General features: G+C 65.5%; 16 protein-coding genes and 1 pseudogene. 11 read left to right on the plus strand and 6 right to left on the minus strand.

Annotation, left to right across the window (positions count from 1 at the left end):
* Nucleotides 1–42: 42 nt before the first annotated feature.
* Nucleotides 43–1,212, minus strand: a complete 1,170-nt coding sequence (locus BMY29_RS07885) for a zinc-dependent alcohol dehydrogenase (protein WP_049988635.1) — start codon at nucleotides 1,210–1,212, stop codon at nucleotides 43–45.
* A gap of 332 nt (nucleotides 1,213–1,544) precedes the next feature.
* On the opposite strand from BMY29_RS07885, the gene BMY29_RS07890 reads away from it, so the two are divergent.
* Both BMY29_RS07890 and BMY29_RS07895 read left to right on the plus strand, forming a co-directional pair.
* Complete coding sequence (locus BMY29_RS07890; RefSeq protein WP_049988636.1) at nucleotides 1,545–1,790, plus strand: hypothetical protein; 246 nt, start codon at nucleotides 1,545–1,547, stop codon at nucleotides 1,788–1,790.
* Between the two features lie 66 nt (nucleotides 1,791–1,856).
* Nucleotides 1,857–3,482, plus strand: a complete 1,626-nt coding sequence (locus BMY29_RS07895) for an SLC13 family permease (RefSeq protein ID WP_049988637.1) — start codon at nucleotides 1,857–1,859, stop codon at nucleotides 3,480–3,482.
* Between the two features lie 12 nt (nucleotides 3,483–3,494).
* Here the strand turns inward: BMY29_RS07895 and BMY29_RS07900 are convergent, their stop codons facing one another.
* Nucleotides 3,495–4,685 (minus strand): M24 family metallopeptidase, encoded by a 1,191-nt coding sequence (locus BMY29_RS07900; protein WP_049988638.1) that lies wholly within the window; start codon nucleotides 4,683–4,685, stop codon nucleotides 3,495–3,497.
* A 97-nt stretch (nucleotides 4,686–4,782) separates the two neighbouring features.
* Here BMY29_RS07900 and BMY29_RS07905 point away from each other — a divergent pair, with 97 nt between their 5' ends.
* Together BMY29_RS07905 and aroA are read left to right on the plus strand one after the other, a co-directional pair.
* Nucleotides 4,783–5,934, plus strand: coding sequence for a LolA family protein (locus BMY29_RS07905; protein ID WP_049988639.1), 1,152 nt, complete (start codon nucleotides 4,783–4,785; stop codon nucleotides 5,932–5,934).
* Between the two features lie 113 nt (nucleotides 5,935–6,047).
* Nucleotides 6,048–7,343, plus strand: coding sequence for a 3-phosphoshikimate 1-carboxyvinyltransferase (aroA, locus tag BMY29_RS07910; protein WP_049988640.1), 1,296 nt, complete (start codon nucleotides 6,048–6,050; stop codon nucleotides 7,341–7,343).
* A 61-nt stretch (nucleotides 7,344–7,404) separates the two neighbouring features.
* Here aroA and BMY29_RS07915 read toward each other — a convergent pair whose 3' ends face one another.
* Complete coding sequence (locus tag BMY29_RS07915) at nucleotides 7,405–8,421, minus strand: hypothetical protein (protein ID WP_049988641.1); 1,017 nt, start codon at nucleotides 8,419–8,421, stop codon at nucleotides 7,405–7,407.
* Nucleotides 8,422–8,726: 305 nt separating this feature from the next.
* On the opposite strand from BMY29_RS07915, the gene BMY29_RS07920 reads away from it, so the two are divergent.
* Entirely contained in the window at nucleotides 8,727–9,869 is a 1,143-nt protein-coding gene (locus BMY29_RS07920) for a thiolase family protein (RefSeq protein ID WP_049988642.1), read from the plus strand.
* 53 nt (nucleotides 9,870–9,922) lie between these two features.
* The gene (locus BMY29_RS07925; RefSeq protein ID WP_049988643.1) at nucleotides 9,923–11,239 is read left to right on the plus strand and encodes an alkaline phosphatase family protein; all 1,317 of its coding nucleotides are present in this window, start codon (nucleotides 9,923–9,925) and stop codon (nucleotides 11,237–11,239) included.
* Between the two features lie 22 nt (nucleotides 11,240–11,261).
* On the opposite strand, the gene BMY29_RS07930 is transcribed toward BMY29_RS07925, so the two are convergent.
* Together BMY29_RS07930 and BMY29_RS07935 are read right to left on the minus strand one after the other, a co-directional pair.
* Nucleotides 11,262–11,993 (minus strand): DICT sensory domain-containing protein, encoded by a 732-nt coding sequence (locus BMY29_RS07930; RefSeq protein ID WP_049988738.1) that lies wholly within the window; start codon nucleotides 11,991–11,993, stop codon nucleotides 11,262–11,264.
* Between the two features lie 5 nt (nucleotides 11,994–11,998).
* Nucleotides 11,999–12,370: a DUF7344 domain-containing protein gene (locus BMY29_RS07935; protein ID WP_049988644.1), complete on the minus strand. Its 372-nt coding sequence runs from the start codon at nucleotides 12,368–12,370 to the stop codon at nucleotides 11,999–12,001.
* A gap of 178 nt (nucleotides 12,371–12,548) precedes the next feature.
* Between BMY29_RS07935 and aroC the strand changes: the two genes are divergently transcribed.
* Nucleotides 12,549–13,700 (plus strand): chorismate synthase, encoded by a 1,152-nt coding sequence (aroC, locus tag BMY29_RS07940; protein WP_049988645.1) that lies wholly within the window; start codon nucleotides 12,549–12,551, stop codon nucleotides 13,698–13,700.
* A gap of 371 nt (nucleotides 13,701–14,071) precedes the next feature.
* Entirely contained in the window at nucleotides 14,072–15,958 is a 1,887-nt protein-coding gene (locus BMY29_RS07945; protein WP_143067670.1) for a hypothetical protein, read from the plus strand.
* A gap of 265 nt (nucleotides 15,959–16,223) precedes the next feature.
* Here BMY29_RS07945 and BMY29_RS21430 read toward each other — a convergent pair.
* Nucleotides 16,224–16,405, minus strand: a pseudogene (locus tag BMY29_RS21430) (lactate utilization protein); the annotation flags it as partial.
* 257 nt (nucleotides 16,406–16,662) lie between these two features.
* On the opposite strand from BMY29_RS21430, the gene BMY29_RS07955 reads away from it, so the two are divergent.
* The 3 genes from BMY29_RS07955 (at nucleotide 16,663) to BMY29_RS07965 (ending at nucleotide 19,652) form a co-directional block, all read left to right on the plus strand.
* Nucleotides 16,663–17,442 carry a PHP domain-containing protein gene (locus BMY29_RS07955; RefSeq protein WP_049988647.1) on the plus strand — a complete coding sequence of 260 codons (780 nt, stop codon included), beginning with the start codon at nucleotides 16,663–16,665 and terminating at the stop codon, nucleotides 17,440–17,442.
* Between the two features lie 159 nt (nucleotides 17,443–17,601).
* Nucleotides 17,602–18,648 carry a thiamine pyrophosphate-dependent dehydrogenase E1 component subunit alpha gene (locus BMY29_RS07960; protein WP_049988648.1) on the plus strand — a complete coding sequence of 349 codons (1,047 nt, stop codon included), beginning with the start codon at nucleotides 17,602–17,604 and terminating at the stop codon, nucleotides 18,646–18,648.
* Entirely contained in the window at nucleotides 18,645–19,652 is a 1,008-nt protein-coding gene (locus BMY29_RS07965; protein WP_049988649.1) for an alpha-ketoacid dehydrogenase subunit beta, read from the plus strand. Before BMY29_RS07960 ends, BMY29_RS07965 begins: the two co-directional genes overlap by 4 nt.
* The last annotated feature ends 7 nt before the right edge of the window (nucleotides 19,653–19,659 follow it).

A 19,659-nucleotide genomic window follows, 5' to 3' on the forward strand; every position in this document is an offset into this window, starting at 1 on the left:
GATCGGAGGGACCGAGACAGTCGCGCGTACGCGTCCCTGGACTCAAGGCGTCAATATCGTCTTAATACATCCGTCGTCCTTCTCGTTGAACGTCTCGTACATCTCCGGTCCCTTCTCCAGCGGCTCCTGGTGCGTGACGACGAACGAGGGGTCGATCTCACCCTCCTCGATGGTCTCTAGGAGCGGATCGAGGTAGCGCTGGACGTGCGTCTGTCCCGTCTTGACCGTGATCGCCTTGTTCATCAGCGGTCCGAGCGGGACGTTGTCCCCGCGTCCGAGGTAGACCCCGGGCACCGAGAGCGTCCCGCCCTTCCGGCAGGACTTGATCGCCTGGCGAAGCACGTGCGGCCGGTCCTCCTGGAGATGGGCCCGCTGTTTCGCCTGATCGGCGGCGCCGACGACGCCCGTGCCGTGAGCCTCCGTGCCGACCGCGTCGATACAGCGGTCCGGCCCGCGGTCGCCGGTCAATTCCATCAGCCGCTCGTAGACGTCTTCGCTCTCGAAGTCGATGGTCTCGGCGTCGCCGTGCTCGCGGGCCATCTCGAGGCGCTCGGAGATGCGATCGATGGCGATCACGCGGTCGGCGCCGAGCAGCCGCGCGCTCTGGATGGCGAATTGACCGACCGGCCCGCAGCCCCAGACCGCGACCGTATCCTCGTCCTCGATCTCGGCGTTTTCGGCGGCCATGTAGCCCGTCGGAAAGATGTCCGAGAGGAAGAGTACCTGCTCGTCCGGCAGGTCGGACTCGATTACGATCGGGCCGACGTCGGCGTAGGGGACCCGCAGGTACTCCGCCTGGCCGCCGGCGTAGCCGCCCAGCATGTGCGAGAAGCCAAGCAGGCCGGCCGGTGAGTGACCCATGATCTTGCGGGCCATCTCGGCGTTCGGATTCGAGTTGTCACAGAGGGAGTACAGCTCGTTCTCGCAGAACCAACAGGAGCCACAGCTGACCGTAAAGGGGACGACGACCCGGTCGCCGACCTCGAGGGTCTCGACCGCCTCGCCGACCTCGACGACTTCGCCCATCGGCTCGTGGCCCAGGACGTCGCCCTCCCGCATGCCGGGCATGTAGCCGTTGTAGAGGTGCAGATCGGACCCGCAGATGGCGGTGGCCGTGATTTCGATGATCGCGTCGGTCGGGTTAACGATCTCGGGCTCGGGAACGTCGCTGACGCGGACGTCCTGCTCGCCGTGCCAGGTGAGGGCCCTCATCGGTCGACCCCGTCCCCGTTCCCGTCACCGGTTCCGTCGCGCTCGGTTCGCTTCGGTTCGATTCGCTCGCCAACGCTGGTGCCGTCCATTGTGCAGCCCTCGTAGGCATCACACGCCCAAAATCCAACTAAAGCTGGGCCCTGCTTTTGCAGCAGTCGTTTGCAGTGACGTGGCGGGTCCGAGAACCCGCCGCGCTTCGCTCCGACGACCGCACTCGCGGGATACTGCGGTCTCTGCGGCCGTCCGCGCCCTCTTGATCTCGAGAGCCGATCGACCGGTTCGCCGAAGAGACTTTGACGAGCGACTATCATTCCTCTCGTATCCGAGTAGACATGGACGCTTTCGAGGATTGGGAACCGGATCAGATCTCTCCGCTCGCCTGGCGACTCCTGCGGGTCGCGGCCGGATACGAGCAACGGGCGGTCGAACGGGAAGTCGACGACCTCATGCAGGCGCACGTCTCGATGCTCGAAAGCGGCAGTCGGTCCCTCTCCCCGTCGCGGCGCCGGGTCCTCTTGGCCCTCTACGAGGCGGAGCTCACCGACGCTCAGATGCGGGCCATCGTCGATCACTTCTAGCGTCCACCGCGGATGTGAGGACATAGCAAGAATTAAAAACAATAATGAGTATTATCGCCTGTATCAATGATACATGCCAACCTGAGTGAGTGTCACAAGCGATTGCTGCAGTTTTGCATCGCGGTTATTGGGACGGTAGCGATCGCGGCCGCCCCGACGCCGTCGGGGCTTGAGATCTCAGGTCAGTACGCGATCGCGACGATGTTCTTCGCGGGCGTCCTCTGGGTCACCGGCGCGTTCCCGCTCGCGGTCACCGCGTTGACGATCCCGGTCTTGCTGACCGGCACGGGCATCTACGACGACATGGACACCGCGCTCGCGGGCTTCGCCGATCACCTCATCTTCCTGTTTCTGGCCGGATTCATGCTCGCGAACGCGATCCAGAAGTACAACATCGACCGCCGGATCGCGCTGTACTCGATGGTCAAGATGGGGAGTTCTCCCCGTCGACTCATCCTCGCCGTGATGCTCGTGACCGCCGGCCTCTCGATGTGGGTCTCGAACACCGCGACGACCGCGATGATGACGCCCATCGCCGTCGGCGTCCTCACGCAGGTTCTCAGCCGCGACGAGCTGGCGTCGGCCGACCAGGCGGCCGAGACTACCGACGCGGCCGGGACCGCGGCGGCGTCCGACGGCGGGACCGCCGAGGTCGCGCCCGAGTTTACGAACCTCCAGATCGGGATGCTCCTCGGGACCGCCTACGCCGCGAGCATCGGGGGTGTCGGAACGATCATCGGAACGCCGCCGAACGCGATCCTCGTCGGCCAACTCAACGCCGTTCTGGACTACGAGATCGGGTTCGCGGACTGGCTGCTCATCGGATTCCCGGTCGTCGTCGTGACGCTCCCGCTCGTCTGGGTCCTCCTCACGTACGTCCTCTACCCGCCCGAGATCACCGGCGTCGACGACGCTCGCGCGGCCGCTCGGGAGCAACTCGCGGAGGAGGGCGCGCTCAGTCCGCGCGGTAAGCGGGTCGCGATGATCTTCGCCGCGACGGCCGGCCTCTGGGTCCTCGGCGGCCTCGGAGAGTTCTTCGACCCGTACCTCCCGAGCGTCTGGATGACGACGCTCTTCGGCGGTGACGGGGCGACCGTTTTCGGCGTCGCCGGTCATCAGGGACTTCTCTACTACGTGATGGTCGGCGTCGCCGCGGTGCCCGCGCTCGTGCTCGCGGACACGATGGAGTGGGACGAACTCGTCGACATCGACTGGGGAACGCTGCTGCTGTTCGGCGGCGGCATCTCACTGGCCAACGCCCTCGCCGACACGGGCGCGACCGAGTGGATCGCGGAAACCGTCTTCAGCGGACTCGTCGGCGCACCGATCCTGCTCGTCATCGCCGCGGTCGTGTTGCTCGTCGTCTTCCTAACCGAGATGACCTCCAACGCCGCGACGACCAGTATCATCGTCCCCATCCTGATCAGCCTCGGAAGCGTCTTCTCCGCGACGCTCGGCCTCTCCGACTTCTCGACGGCGCTGTTCCTCGCAGTCGCCGGGACCATCGCCGCGAGCTTCGCGTTCGCGCTCCCGGTCGCGACCCCGCCGAACGCCATCGTGTTCGGCAGCGGCTACGTCGAGCAGCGCCACATGCTCCGGACGGGACTCATCCTGAACGCCATCATGACGGCCGTCCTGACGGGCCTCATCTGGCTGCTCTTCACCTTCGTCTGGCCCCACCTCCTGTGGTAACGGGAGGCCCCGTCAGTCGGCCGTCGGCTCGAGGGCCACGCGGTAGTCGGTCAGGTTCTCGTAGCCGTTCTCGGTGACGACCACCAGGTCCTCGATGCGGACGCCGCCGACCGCGGGATCGTAGATCCCCGGCTCGATCGAGATCACGTGACCGGGCTCGAGTTCGCCGCCGGCCGGCGCGACGCTCGGTTGCTCGTGGATGTCGAGGCCGACGCCGTGGCCGGTGCTGTGGATGAATCCCGTGTCGGTGTTCGGATCGCTCCGCAGCGTCTCGTAGCCCGCTCGCTCGATCACGTCGCAGGCCACGCCGTGGACATCCGCGCCGGTAACGCCGGCTTCGACCGCGCCGAGGGCTGCCTCGTAGGCCTCCCGGGTGACCTCGTAGCGCCGCCTGGCCTCCGCGCCGGGATCGCCGCGGGCGAAGGTGCGGGTCATGTCCGCGAAGTAGCCCGTCTCCTTGTCCCGCGGGAAGATGTCGATCACGATCAGTTCGTCGGGCTCGAGCGGCCCGCTGCCGCGATCGTGGGGGTCAGCGCCGTCGGCCCCGCAGGCGACGATGGTCTCGTCGAGGGCGCAGCCGTGGCGCAACAGGGTGACTTCGATCTCCTCTTTGACCCGCTCGCTGGTCAGCGGTTCGCCGTCGCGGACGAGGATCCCATCTTCGACGTCCGCGGTCGCGATTAGCTCCTCGGCCCTGGCCATCGCGGCCTGGTTGGCCCGCTGGCTCTCCCGAATTTGCTCGATCTCCCAGTCGGTCTTCGTCGCGCGGATGTCCGCGACGATGCCCTCGCGTTCGACCGCCACGTCGATCCCGCGCTCGCGCAGTCCGTCCGCCGTTCCGGTCGGAAAGGCGTGGGGGACCGCAATCGAGTCGACGCCGCGGTCGGCGAGAAACGCCGCGATCGTCCGGACCGTCCCCTCGTACTGCCCGTGGTCGGCGACGAGTTCCTGGTAGTCGTAGGCGGCCCGCCTGGTGACCGAGTCCGCGTCGGCGTCCGTGCTCGCCCGGCCGTACTCGAGGCCGGAGACGAGCAGGTGGACGCCGCCGTCGCGGGTCACGAGCGTCTGGTAGGGGTCGGGTGCGGTGAAGCCGGAGACGTACCGCTGGTCGGCGTCCTCGGCGTCGTCGTCGATCAGGTAGCCGTCCACGCCCGCCGATGCGAGGTACTCGCGGAGGGCGGAGAGGTCCGCGTCCACGTTCATATCGGGAGTGGGACCGGCGGCCACATAATCCCGCGGGATGGGGACGAGCCACCGCGAACCCATACTCTTATCACCCGATATGACTTTCAGCTATCGTATGCGCCGCCGACGGGTTCTGACAGCGAGCGCGGCGATGGCCCTCGCCGGCTGCGTCAGCTATCCCACGTCCGACGCCGACGCGCCCGCAAGCGACGCGCTCGTTCGGGATGCGATCGAGACGCGTCGACGCATGCACGATCTCGCGGGCCGGCGAACGATGACGGTCGAGACCCCGGACGGGACCGTCGAACGGACCGAACGGGTGACCGGGCAACCGCCGGCTAAACAGCGGATCGAGGTCGTCGAGTCGACCGATCCGGACGTTCCGGTCGGCTCGGTCACCGTGACGAACCGGGCGGTCACCTGGGAGTACAATCCGGCGACGGAGACGGTGGACAAGCGGTATCACCCGAACAAGACCGACACCGACCGGACGCGCCGCGTGCTCGAGGACTTCCTCGACGAGTATCGGCTCGAGTACGCGGGGACGGCGACCGTCGACGGCCGCGACGCGCACGTCATCGAGACGCGGCCGCCGGTCGACGACATCGGACCGACGATCGACCTCGTCGTCGGGGACACGATGTTCGTCGTCCCGCTGCAGGCGACCGCTGACGCGGCGGAGATGACGGTTTCGCGGACCGTCTGGATCGACGACGAGTACCGGTATCCGGTCAAGGAGCGCAACGCGATCACCGAGGACGGCGAGACGCGCCACAGCCTGACCGTCGCGTACGAGGATCTCTCGATCGACGAGGGGGTCGACTCGGGAACGTTCACCTACGAGCCGCCGGCCGAAGCGGCCGTCGTCACCGACGGCCCCGAGCCCGAGGGCGTTTTCGAGTCCCGGGCGGACGCCGCGGCGGTCACGCCGTACGACCTGCCGGATCCGGACGTCCCAGGCAGATTCGTACTCGATCGGGTCACCGTCGTCGAGAAGGCCGAGCGGTTCGGGACGACAACGACGTTGTGGTACAACGATCCGAACGTAGTCGCGCGCGAGTGCTACGTGGCCGTCCGGGAGGTCCAACGGTTCAGCCCCGACGCGCCGACGCTCGAGGAGATCGAAATCGACGGGCACGCGGCCTACCGCCGCGACGGCCGGAAACAGAGCATCTTCTGGACCTGCGATGAGCTGACCTACGAGGTCACGAGCCTGACGGACGACACCCCGATCGTCGAAATCGCGGCTTCGATCGGCTGTCAGTGACGATCATCGGCCGAATCCGATGCTGGAACCCGGCCGAATCGCGGGCGCGATGGAGACTCGCAGTCACTGCGGGGATCGGTATCGGTAAGACCCGGCCACCCCACAGGGCGACCATGAACGTCACTATCACGCCCTCGGCCGTCGCGGGGACGGCGCGAGCACCGCCCTCGAAGAGCTACACCCACCGGGCGATCCTCGCGGCCGGATACGCCGACGGCGCGACCGTCCGCGACGCGCTCTGGAGCGCAGACACGCGAGCGACCGCCCGCGCCGTGGAACTGTTCGGCGGCGACGTCGACCGAGCCGACGACGGCACGCTCGAGATCGACGGCTTCGACGGCCGCCCCGAGGTGCCGGCGGACGTCATCGACTGCGGAAACAGCGGCACGACGATGCGGCTCGTCACGGCCGCTGCGGCCCTCGCCGACGGCACGACCGTCCTGACCGGCGACGAATCCCTCCGCTCGCGGCCCCAAGGTCCGCTGCTCGAGGCGTTGGCCGACCTCGACGCCGAGGCGTTCAGCACGCGCGGGAACGGCCAGGCGCCCCTGGTCGTCCCCGGACCGCTCGCGGGCGGCGAGGTCTCGATCCCGGGCGACGTCTCCTCGCAGTACATCACCGCCCTGCTGCTGGCCGGCGCGGTGACCGACGAGGGGATCGCGATCGATCTCGAGACGGAACTCAAGTCCGCGCCGTACGTCGACATCACGCTTGAGATGCTCGAAGACTTCGGCGTCGAGGCCCGAAAGACCGATGCCGGGTTCGAAGCCGACGGCGGCCAGTCGTACGCGCCCGCCGGCGGCGAGTACGCGGTGCCTGGCGACTTCTCCTCGATCTCGTACCCGCTTGCCGCCGGCGCGATCGCGAGCGACGAGGGCCTCCGCATCGAGGGCGCGAATCCGAGCGCGCAGGGCGACACCGCCATCGTCGAGATCGTCGAGCGCATGGGCGCCGACGTCGACTGGGACCGCGACGCGGGCGTGATCGACGTCTCGAAGGCCCCGCTCTCCGGAATCGAGGTCTCCGTCGAGGATACCCCGGACCTGCTGCCGACGATCGCGACCCTCGGGGCGGTCGCCGACGGCGACACGCGCATTACGAACGCCGAGCACGTCCGATACAAGGAGACCGACCGCGTGAGTGCGATGGCCGAAGAGTTGGGCAAGATGGGCGTCGAGACGACCGAGCGGGAGGACTCGCTGACGATCCACGGCGGCGAGTCGACCCTCGAAGGCGCGACCGTCTCCGGCCGCGACGACCACCGGATCATCATGGCGCTGGCGCTGGCCGGCCTGGTCGCCGACGGCGAGACGACCGTCGAGGGCGCCGACCACGTCGACGTCTCGTTCCCCGGGTTCTTCGACTTGCTCGCTGATCTGGGGGTCGACCTCGAGCGCGACGACGCGTAATAACGGCGGTCCGCTGACAGCGCACCTTCGACCGACTAGTTCGCGACCGGGCCGCGACGGATCACTCGGGAATCTCGTAGCGATCTAAGATGATGTAGTGCTCTTGCTCCGGCCCTCGCCAGGCGATCCCGAGATACTCACTGGGGTCGGCGCTCGGAACCGCGACGGTGAGCCGGTCGCCGGGGGTAACCTCGCCGGAGAACTGCGCTTCGGTGAGGCCGGCTTCGAACTCGACCTGAACGTGATCACCCCGGAATGCGGGGCCGTTCTCGTGGACGATCGTAATCGTCTTCGCGTCCGGATCGTACTCGAACGAGAAATCGACCACCGGAGCCGGGTCGTCCTCGTCCGCTTCGTTATAGTCCGGCTCCGTCGGGCCGACTCGAGTGGGAGCCACGGCGGCACCGAGTATCGATTCCGCTGCTTCGAGCGCCGTCTCGTCCCACTCTCTGTTCGTGAGCATCACCCGTTTCGACCGGTCGAGGCCGTTCTCGGGCGGCGTCTCGCCGTACTCGAGGGTCGCGCGATAGACGCCGTCGTGGTGCTCGGTAAACGCCACGTCGTGTCCGCGGACCGCCTGGTCCTCGTTCGGTCCCGTGAAGAATCGTCCGATCCAGAATTGGTGTGTGTCCCTGGCCTCGTAGTATGTGTCGTCGGCGTAGGCGTGGATTGTCCAGTTCTCGGCGTCGGCGTCGTAGATCGGGGCTAAAAAGAGGTTCTCCACATCGTCGGTCGTGTCGATGACCGGATCGACGGCTAACTCGGGGGTCGATTCGGCCGATCGATTGGACTCGAGAATTCGGTCGTACACCCAGACGACTTCGGGATCCCCGTCGTAGGATATTTGCATGGAGTCCTCGATCGACGCCGCTCGGTCGCTGACGGCGCCGATATCGACCCGGTAGACGCCGTCAGCCGTGGACTCGAGGTCCGACGGAAGATCCGCGTCGTTCGAGCCCGTCGACTGATCGTCGCCGTTTTCGTTTCGTTCATCGGAGGGATCGTCGCTCACGCAGCCCGCAGTACCGGCCGCTCCGGCAGCGAGCGTCGCGAGAAGGATCTGGCGGCGTCGAACCATATCGAATAATTGTTTCGTAGTATGATAAGTTTTACCGAAGAAGAGGTAGCAAAATAATGGAGGCGTGGCGGAATTGCCAGCGTTCTCTTCTCAATATCATAGCGTTCGCGGTTGCGAACCCGGTCGACGTCGGCGAATTGACGATCGAGGACGCGGACTACGTTGGCGTCTCGTTGCCATCGCGACCCGAGCCTTTCCTTCCACTGTTCGATCGAACGGAGACTCGATTGCCCCGCGCTTCTCGCCGTCGTTGTGGCTTTCCGGCAGCGGTAAGCATTTAGGCTCTCGAAAAATTGTGGTATACAATGTCAGACAAAACCCCAGTAATAGTTAGCGCTGTTAGAACTGCTCAAGGAAAAGAGGACGGTGCACTCGCGGATATCCGCAGCGAGGACCTCTCGATTCCGCTGGTCAACGAGATGCTCGCCGAGACCGGCCTGGCGGGCGAGGACGTCGACGACCTGATGTGGGGTTGCGCCCAGCAGCGCGAGGAACAGCGGGCGAACATCGCGCGACAGATCGCGCTCTTCTCGGAACTGGGCGAGGGGGTCCCGGCGACGACCGTCGACCGGCAGTGCGCCTCCTCCGCGCAGGCGATCATCGGCGCCGCGGACTCGATCGCGGCGGGCCGGCACGACGCGGTCATCGCGGGCGGCGTCGAGAGCATGAGCCGGGTCAAGATGGGGTCCGCCGGCAGCGACGACATGTACCCCGGCTTCGACGAGCGCTACGGGATGGAGAACCTCCAGATGGGGATGACCGCCGAGAAGGTCGCCGAGGAGTTCGGTATCTCCCGCGCGGAGCAAGACGAGTACGGCGCCCGCAGCCAGCGGCGCGCGGTCGAGGCCACCGAAGAGGGGCGCTTCGACGACGAGATCGTCCCCATCAAGACCGAGGACGGCGTCCACGACGAGGACGAGGGGCTCCGTCCCGGGACGACCACGGAGAAACTCGCCGACCTCCCGACGGTCTTCAAAGAGGACGGCACGGTGACGCCGGGCAACGCCTCGCAGATCGCCGACGGCGCGGCCGGCGTCATGCTCACCAGCCGTGAACTCGCCGACGAGCGCGGACTGGAGGTCCTGGCGGAAGTCGGCACCAGCTACGTCGCCGGCGTCGACCCGACGATCATGGGCGTCGGCCCAGTCCCCGCCACCGAAGGGCTGCTCGAGCGCGCCGGGCGCGACATCGACGACTACGGCCTGGTCGAGATCAACGAGGCCTTCGCCAGCCAGACGCTGTACTCCCAGCGAGAACTCGGTATTCCGGACAACCGGCTCAACGTCAACGGCGGCGCGATCGCCATCGGCCACCCGCTGGGCGCTTCGGGCGCTCGCCTGCCGGTGACGCTCGTCCACGAGATGAACCGCCGCGGCGTCGAGCGGGGCATCGCGACCGAGTGCGTCGGCTTCGGCCAGGGCGCGGCGATCGAGTTCGAACTGCCGTAATCCGCGCCGTCCGCCCCGGTGATGCTTTTTCGCTCGGCGACGTGGGACGTCGCATGCGCACCGACCTCGAGTCCGAACTCCGCGAGCGGCTGTGCGCGGACGGGTACCTCTTCCCCGACTACGACGGCTACTGCTTCGCGAACGTACCCGAGACGGTGCTGTCGGCCCTCGACGCGAACGTCGAGACGGACGACGTCCCGCCGTCCGGCGATCACCGACCGCTTCCCGCCGACGTGCTCGACGGGGTCGGGAGCGGGAACGGATACGACCGCGTTCTGGTCGTCCTCGTCGACGGCTTCGGGCTCGAATTCTGGAAGCGCCACGATCACCCGCTGCTCGATCGATTCGAGGCCGCGGGGACCGTCTCGCCGCTGACGACGATCTACCCCTCCGAGACTGCTGCGGCGCTGACCACCTTCCACACCGGGCGGTTGCCCGCCGCCCACGGCGTCCTGGGCTGGGACGTCTACGACCCGGCGGACGACGCCTCCTACGAGGCCTTCACCGTCGACGTCAAGGCCGGCGACGAGCCGGTCGACCGCGACATGCAGGACGTCTTCGAGGGCCAGGCGATCTATCCGGCCCTCACCGACGCGGGGATCGACTGCCGCCACGTCGTCCCGTTCCCGGAGACCTACGACGGCGCAACTGCACACACCTACGGCGGGGACGTCGACGCGCCGGCGTACGCCCTCGACGGGTTCGAGTCGGCGCTCCGGGAGGCGTTCACCGCGGCCGACGAACCCGCCTTCCTCTACGCGTACCTCCCGCAGATCGACGCCGCCGCGCACGCCGCCGGCACCGACAGCGACGCGTACCGGGAGGCGGTCGCGGACACCTTCGATGCGATCGAGCGCGCGCTCTCGGGGCTCCCGGGGGGCGACGCGACGGACGCGGCGGGATCGGCCCTCGACGAGACGCTCGTCCTCCTGACGGCCGATCACGGTCACGTCGACACCGACACCGCTCGCAGCGTCGACCTCGAATCGTTCGAGTCGGTAATGGACGGTCTCGACCGACACGCGAACGGCGAGCCGGTCCGCTACGCCGGCAGTCCGCGCAACGTCCACCTCCACCTGCGGGGCGGCGACGGCGTGTGCGACCGAGTTCGCTCGGACCTCGCCGACGCCCTCGACGCCCGGATCTTCTCCCGCCAGGCGGCCCGCGACCGCGACCTCTTCGGCGCCGGCCCGGAGAGCGACACCTTCCGTCGTCGGCTCGGCGACCTGGTCGTCTGTCACCGTGACCAGGCGGTCTGGTACGGCAGCGATTCCGCGAAGTTCGAGCTGGTCGGGATGCACGGCGGGCTCCACCCCGACGAGATGCTCGTGCCTGTCGCGGCGGCCGAGCTCGGTCGGCTTCGCGGCTGAATCCGGTGGCCGACGCCGGTGCCTACGAGACGTCGTAGGTCGTCTCGAGGTACGAGATCAGCTCGTCGACCGTCGCCGGATCGTACGTCCAGAATCCGTAGTACTGGCCCTCGTCGCGCTCTTCGGCGAGTAACGCGCAGGCGTCCAGTTCGTTGCCGCCGCCGTCGAACGCCACGATCCAGAACGTGCCGAGTTCACCGCCGGCCTCGGACGCGACCATCACGTCGTCGGCGAGCGAGGTGTCCCACGCGTCGTCGACGAACACCGCTACCGCGAGCGAATCGCGGCTCGCTAACTGGTCGTAGACCTCGGTCTGTTCGGCGAGCGCGGTCGCGCGCTGGAACCCCGCGTACAGCGTGCCGGCGCCGACGCGCCAGGCCCGTTCTTCGATCTCGCGGGCGGTCGCCAGCATCTGGCGCCGGCTGTAGGACGTAAACAGGGTGTTCTCGAGGAAGTCGAACAGCTCCGCCCGGTCGTAATCGTCGTCGGCGAGTTTCCACGGCGGGTGGATCTCCGGCGAGAGGATCGATTGGAACTGCTCGAGCCCCACCGCGCCGCGGAACTCGCCGTCGGCGCTCCGAACGATCACGAACCCCGACTCGCCGAGCGAGCCGAGCGAACGGCGGGTCACGTCGACGTTTCGCGTGTCGAACTGGCGGCGAAGCGCCGTGACGGCCGCGTCGTCGTCCGTGTGGACCTCGAGGGCCTTGCGCCGGCGTTCGATCGCCTCGATGAAGTCCCGAAGCGAGTTCACGGCGTTCATGGCGATGAGTCGGTCACCCCCAGGGCGTCGGTGACCGCGTCCGGAATGTCGGCGTCGGTAACGGCCTTCGCGTCGGCGTCGAACGCGGCGAACCCCAGCGTATCGAGCCGAGGAAGGATCACGTGATACAACCGGATCCGAACCCGATCGCGGTCCGCCGGGGTAGCGATCATCCCTTCGACGCTGGCCGTCTTGCCCGTGACAACGTCGGCGAGCTCCTCGAGCGTCCGCGTCGGCTCGTCGTGGAGCAAGACGATCGCGTAGCGGGCGGCGGGATCGGCGAGCAGGCGGACCACTCGGTCGACCGGAAGCTCGTCAGCGGCCGCTTGCAGGGTCACCAGGTCGGGTTCGATCCGTTTCTTGCCCATTCGTGAACCGTACGCGATCGACGCCGAAATAGCTGTGCCCAGCCCACCGACGGTATCCCGTCCGAGACGGCCGATCGCTCGATCGCGTCGCGTCGAGAGCGACCGCGTCGCGCCCGACGTCCGTGCGGTGTGCGCGAATCCTGCAGGGCTAAGTGGCCGCGTCACAGAGGACGGGGTAATGAACGGCAACCGCTTCGGTCGCCTCTTTCAGGTGACCACGTTCGGCGAGAGCCACGGGGAGGCGATGGGTTGTACCATCTCGGGCTGCCCTGCCGGCCTCGAACTCTCCGAAGAGGACATCCAGGAGGACCTCGATCGCCGGAAACCAGGCCAGTCGATGATCACGACCAGCCGCGGCGAACCCGACGCCGTCTCGATCAAGTCCGGCGTTCAGGACGGCTACACCACCGGAACGCCGATCGGCCTGGTCATCCAGAACAAGGACGCCCGATCGGGCAAGTACGAGCCATTCATCACCGCGCCCCGTCCCAGCCACGGCGACTTCACCTACTCGGCGAAGTTCGGCACGCGCAACTGGGGTGGCGGCGGCCGCTCGTCGGCCCGAGAGACCGTCAACTGGGTCGCGGCGGGCGCGATCGCAAAGCAACTCCTCGAGCGCGAGGGAATCGAACTCAAGGCCCACGTCAACCAGATCGGCGACATCGAGGCCCCCGAGGTGAGCTTCGAGGAGATCAAAGAGCACTCCGAAGAGAACGACGTGCGGTGTGCCCACCCCGAGACCGCCGACGCGATGCAGGACCTGATCGCCGACTATCAGGACGAAGGCGACTCCATCGGCGGGAGCATCTACTTCGAGGCCCAGGGCGTCCCCCGCGGGCTCGGCGCGCCGCGGTTCGACTCGCTGTCCGCGCGGCTCGGCCAGGCGATGATGGCGATCCCGGCCACGACGGCCTTCGAGTTCGGCCTCGGCCGCGAGGCGCGCGAGTGGACCGGCAAGGAGCGCAATGACGACTGGGAGTTCGACGACGAGGGCGACCCGACGCCCGTCGAGAACGACCACGGCGGCATTCAGGGCGGCATCTCCTCCGGCGAGCCGATCTACGGCGAGGTGACGCTGCACGCGCCGACGTCCATCCCGAAGCCCCAGCAGACGGCCGACTGGGAGACCGGCGAACTAAAAGAGGAGAAGGTCATCGGCCGCCACGACCCCGTGTTGCCGCCTCGCGGCGTCCCCGTCGTCGAGGCGATGCTCGCGCTGACGCTGGTCGACTTCATGCTGCTGTCGGGCCGGCTCAACCCCGACCGCGTTGACGACCAGCCCGGCGAGTATGACACGGATTACCACCCGAGCAACCCGCGGAACGAGTAGCTCGTCGATCCGTAAGCGATCTCTCAATTCTGTTTCGCAGACGTATATAGCATACTGAGCCGAGAGTAGTCAGAAGCGAAATAATCGACTCTGTCTCCCTAATCATTCAGATGATTCTCTGAAGGCGCACACTACGCGTGCGAACTGAACGGCTGAATATTGACCGTCACTAAGTGGATTTATAATCATATATGACCAATTTCTTAAACCCCCTCAGCTACGCCCCATCCACTTCGTTCAACATTTATAGCCTAACCCCACTACTATTTAAATAGTAAAGCGCATATTTTACGTGTTTCCCCATTTCTTGTACGTCTATTATAACATGTGTGTACAACCATTAAATTGCTTGAGAGGGTACAGAATAGTCCATGCCAGACGATAGCATGAGACACGGGTCGGAGTGGTATCGACGGGGGGTTATGAAGGCGGCCGGAGGGGCCACGGTACTCGGGCTCCAGACCGGCGTCGCCGGCGCACAGGAAAGCGAAACCGAATCAAGTCAGGAAGCACCAGACGCAACAGACCGAATCTCTGGAGCTGAACGCCTGTCAGTGCGGGATTTCCACGAGGAGAACTACGAAATCACCCACATCCATCGTCGGAAGGAGGCGGTTGAAACCCTTCTGAAGGATCCAGAGGCCAATAGTGTTGCACGAGAGTGGATTGCAAATTTCGTTGGGTACGAACCGCTCTCGAATCACCTTGACGCGATTAGCATTCAGGGACCAACGGATTACACCGTCGAAGGCGGACTCGACCAAGGTGGCTGGGAGATCACAGCGAGGAATCGACAGACGATATTCGGCCTCGTCGATCGCCAGCATAACGAGCTAGTTGCACTCCACATCAGCGACCCGATAGATGTGTCATGGCAGGAGGAGTATTCGCAAGAGGAACTCCAGCGGGTACGGGTTATGCGCGAGCACCCGGATGTACAAGACTTCGCACAGGATAGAGACACATGGGCGGTGTTCAAGGTCGCTGAGGAGATTTTCGCTTGGAAGGACAGACCACACGGTGAAGTTTCATCGCTTATCTTCTACGGGGTTGGTGACGACGAGGTTTCGGTAGCGGTTGGCTATCTCGACGTGACCGACTCGGAAAACCCCGAGTTGGTTGATCTGCATTTCGTCGAGGACTTCGTCCGATATCCGGTTCAGAAGATGGCCCGGCAGATCTCACCGGCTGATCAAACAGTCCTCGGGGAAGTGCCGGCTGTTCCACTCGAGCAGCGCCCGCTCAAGACGGCCGAAGATGGGTTCCATCGATTCGATCTATTGCCTGAAGAATCGTTCGAGCAGGACAACTGGCAGATCGAGTGGGAACCGCCCGAAACAATGGGGGTGACGTTCTACGGTGACTACAACGGGACGCCGGTCTTCCGGACGATGAATGCAATGGCCACTCCAACGGGCTATAACTTACCGCCGCGAGAGGGGCGAAACACGGTCGACTGGTTCTTCCCAGATCATGAACCCGTCTTCAACGGACATCACCTATACTGGGACATTCACAGTATTCCGTTCGGCGGGCCAGGTCAGCTTGGAAAGATCGACTATCCCGAACGCAGAGGGCATCCATCCGGGTTCCAGTTCCGAACCCATTACCATACCGGGGCCCAGGGACGGGGGAGTATCGACTTCCACTCAGGAGCACAGTTCGGTCCGTACAACTACAATATCTCATACGAATTTTTCAGCGACGGACGAATCGTCCCAATCTGGCGCCGACACGGACCAGGGCACGAAGTGGAGTCACTGAGGAACTATGGAGCTACAGAGAACTGGGATGGGGAAGACAATGTGACAATGCAGTACCTCCACTACACGGCGCTTGAGGTGACTCCTGGGACGACAGAAGGTGTTGAAACCCACGTCTTCGACGGAGACCAGTGGATTACCCCTGATGAAGAGTTCTACCTTGAGGGTGAACCCGGACAGAAGGTTCGATTCTCGAACCCAGACGGAAGTGAACAAATTGACATTCCGATGGATCGGAGCTTGGAACTCGTCGTAGTCCCAGTCAACTCTGACGAGATCGGGCCAGCGGACTCTCAGAAAACGCGGGTCGAAGACTTAGAGACTGAACTCGAGTTCTACCATCCGGCGCAGTATGTCGATGGAGACTCTATCCAAAATCAACGAGTGATCACCTGGCTCATCATGGAAGGCACAGTGGCTGAGGTCCCCCATCCTGCTGCTGTGAGTGGATACGTAGCTCAATCCGAATTGCAGATTAACGGCTATGACGACTGAATAGTAACTCTCCCCTCTTGTTATTTTATCTTTTCTGCCAAGGGATTCTTGCTACCGTTAGAACCATCAACGCGGAAATTCACGCTAAAAAGACTGTCTCTTTGGATTCACTCGCTTCGGCAGCGAACCACTTGCTCTGATCACGGATCCTCGTGGGATAAGTCTTCACTTGTACTGATCGTTGGGGAATTCAATAGAGAGAAAGTACCGTATCAGGTGGCGTCTCTCCACTGCGGAGCCCACTTACCCGAGCGCGACCGACTCGCTAGTATCCCAGTTGATCGCGGATCAACACGACGGTTGTGCGATCCTCCTCGAGTTCCTGTCGGAAGATGAGTTGCTTGGCGATAGCGGAATCGACGCCGTAGGCCTCTTCGCTCGTTCGTTCTCGAGGGGGTAGGCCACCGACTCGAGGCGATCGAGCGCGTCGTCGAGCGTCGCGTCGATCTCGGTGTCGCCTACGTAATCTGATTTCTACGTAATCTGATTTTTGCTGTGATATTTGCTGTATCTGTACGTTCGTTTGGAGCCGAGACGACTTAAGCGCTCGCGGATACCAGTGTTAGTGATTACACCGGTGTTATCCCGTCCGTACTAGTCGTTCCGTCACCGGAACGAAAACCAGCAACTCATCGCTCGCGAAACCCCGACGAACCGTGTTCCGCGAGCAAAACGACTAACACGTCGCTCGTGGTCGACGACGTATGCGGGATTTTCACGTCCACTCGAACTACTCGGACGGCGACTTTCTCCGGTCGATGGTTCGGGCCGCCGAGTCGGCCGGCCTCGAGGGCATCGGCTTCGCCGACCACTGTAACGTGGCCGCGCGCGAGGGTCCCGAATTGATGCGGGGTCTCTACGGGTTCAACCTGGACCGGACTTACGAGCGCCGTCGCCGGGGGATCGAGCGCCTGCGGGAGAACTTCGATATCGAGGTCTACGACGCGGTCGAGATGGACTACGACCCGCGCGACGAGGCGGCCATCGACGAATTCCTCGCGGAGGCGGGGTTCGACTACGCGATCGGAAGCGTCCACGAGGTCGACGGAAAGAACGTCCAGATCGCCTCGCACTTCGCGGAGTTGGACGAGGCCGAGCGCGACGCGGTCGTCGACGAGTACTTCGATCGGCTCGTCGCGCTCGTCGAGTCGGAACTGTTCGAGATCGCGGCCCACGCGGACCTGATCGAGCGTACGCCGCCGCTGCGGGGTCGAGCGACCACCGACCACTACCGGCGCGTGGCGCAGGCGTTCGCCGACTCACGGACGGTCCCCGAGATCAATGCCGGGCGGGCGCTGACCGACGCCGAGATCGTCCACCCGGCTTCGGAGTTCCTCCGGGTCCTGCGCGAGCACGACGTCTCGGTGACCGTGGGCACCGACTCCCACCACCCCGACGAGATCCCCGCTCGCGCCGACTTCCTTGCCGACTTCGCCGACGAGTACGGGCTCGAACCGGTTACGGCCAGCGTGCTCGACCGGTAACCGCGAGCCCGCTCGGGTGGGATCGTCCGCGTTCGACCGACGGCCGAACGCATTCGCGAACTCGCAAGATTCACGCTATATAGTTCTTTTATCGGGTGATCTCGGCTGAGCCCGGATGCTAGATATATGTGTAGTGATGTCGTACCTCACAGCTGTCTCATGGCAGAGTTTACTCTCGAGAGCGCGGACGGCCGACGGGAGGCGATGCGACGAATGGTAACAATACGGGCGTTCGACGAGGAAGCAGGGGAACGGTTCGCGGACGGCGAGATACCCGGCTTCGTCCACCTCTACATCGGCGAGGAGGCGGTCGGCGTCGGGGCCTGTGCGGCGCTCGATCCGGACGACTACATCGCGAGTACCCACCGCGGCCACGGCCACTGCATCGCGAAGGGACTGGATCCGAAGTACATGATGGCCGAACTCTACGGCAAGGCCGAGGGCTACTGCAACGGCAAGGGCGGCTCGATGCACATCGCCGACGTCGACGCCGGCATGCTCGGCGCGAACGGCATCGTGGGGGCCGGGCCACCGCTCGCGACCGGCGCGGCGCTGTCGATCGACTACCAGGACCGCGACCAGGTCGCGGTCGGCTTCCTCGGCGACGGGGCCGTGGCCCAGGGCCAGATTCACGAGGCAATCAACCTGGCTGCCACGTGGGACCTGCCGGCGATCTTCGTCGTCGAGAACAACCACTACGGCGAGGGGACGCCGGTCGAGAACCAGCACAACCTCGACAACCTGAGCGACACGGCCCAGGCCTACGATATCCCCGGCGTGACCGTCGACGGGATGGACGTCACCGCCGTCGCAGAGGCGGTCGCCGAGGCCCGGTCGCGGGCCCGCGCCGGCGACGGGCCGTCGCTGATCGAGGCGGAGACGTACCGCTACCGCGGCCACTACGAGGGCGACGAGGAGCCCTACCGCGACGAGGACGAACTCGAGCGCTGGAAGGACCGCGACCCGATCACGTCGTTCAGGGACCGACTGATCGAGCGCGGCGAACTGACCGAGGCGGAGTTCGAGGACCTCCGCGCCGAGGTCGAATCGACGATCGACGACGCCGTCGAGTACGCGCAGGCGGCGGACCCACCGGAACCCGCCGACGCCTACGAGGACGTGTTCGCCGAGCGGCCGCCCGAAATCGAGCGGTTCGCCGACATCGCGCGTGCCGACGGCGGCCCGAACGGAGGTGATCGACGATGACCGCACAGGCCGATCTCGAAGCGCAGACCGAGACCGAGACGCTGACCGTCCGCGAGGCGATCCGCCAGGCGCTCCGCGAGGAACTCGAGCGCGACGAGGACGTCTACGTTATGGGCGAGGACGTCGGCCTGTTCGGCGGCGTCCTCGAGGTGACCAGCGGCCTCTACGAGGAGTTCGGCGAGGAGCGAATCCGGGACACGCCGATCAGCGAGGCCGGGTTCATGGGGGCCGCGACCGGCGCGGCGGCGACCGGGACGCGGCCGGTCGTCGAGCTCATGTTCTCGGACTTCGCGGGCGTCTCGATGGAACAGATCATGAACCAGATGGCGAAGATGCGCTACATGTTCGGCGGGAAGGCCGACATGCCGGTCACCGTCCGGACGACCGAGGGCGGCGGCATGGGCGCCGCCAGCCAGCACTCGGGGACGATCCACTCGTGGATCGGCCACTTCCCCGGGCTGAAGGCCGTCGCGCCGGGGACCCCGGCGAGCGCGAAGGGCCTGACGAAGGCGGCCATCCGCTCGGACGACCCCGTGTTCGTCTTCGAGAACAAGATGATCTACGAGCAGTCCGGCGCGGTGCCGGCCGACGAGGACTACACGATCCCGCTCGGCGAGGCGGCCGTCGAGCGCGAGGGCGAGGACGTCACCGTCGTCGCCACCCAGCGCCTGGTCGGCGAATCGCTCGACGTCGCCGAGGACCTCGACGGCGACGTCAGCGTCGAGGTGATCGACCCCCGCTCGCTGTACCCGCTCGACACGGACACGATCGTCGAGAGCGTCGAGAAGACCGGCCGGCTCGTCGTCGCCGACGAGAGCCCGCTGTCGTACGGGACCCACGCCGAGATCATCGCGCGCGTCCAGGAGGACGCGTTCTTCAGCCTCGACGCGCCGATCCAGCGGGTCGGCACGCCCGACACCCACGTCCCGTTCAGCCCGCCCCTCGAGCAGGAGGTCCTGCCCGACGGCGACGAGGTGACGGCGGCGATCGAGCGGCTCGCGTAGCGGGGCC

The sequence above is a fragment of the Natrinema salifodinae genome, assembly GCF_900110455.1.
Lineage (GTDB): Archaea > Halobacteriota > Halobacteria > Halobacteriales > Natrialbaceae > Natrinema > Natrinema salifodinae.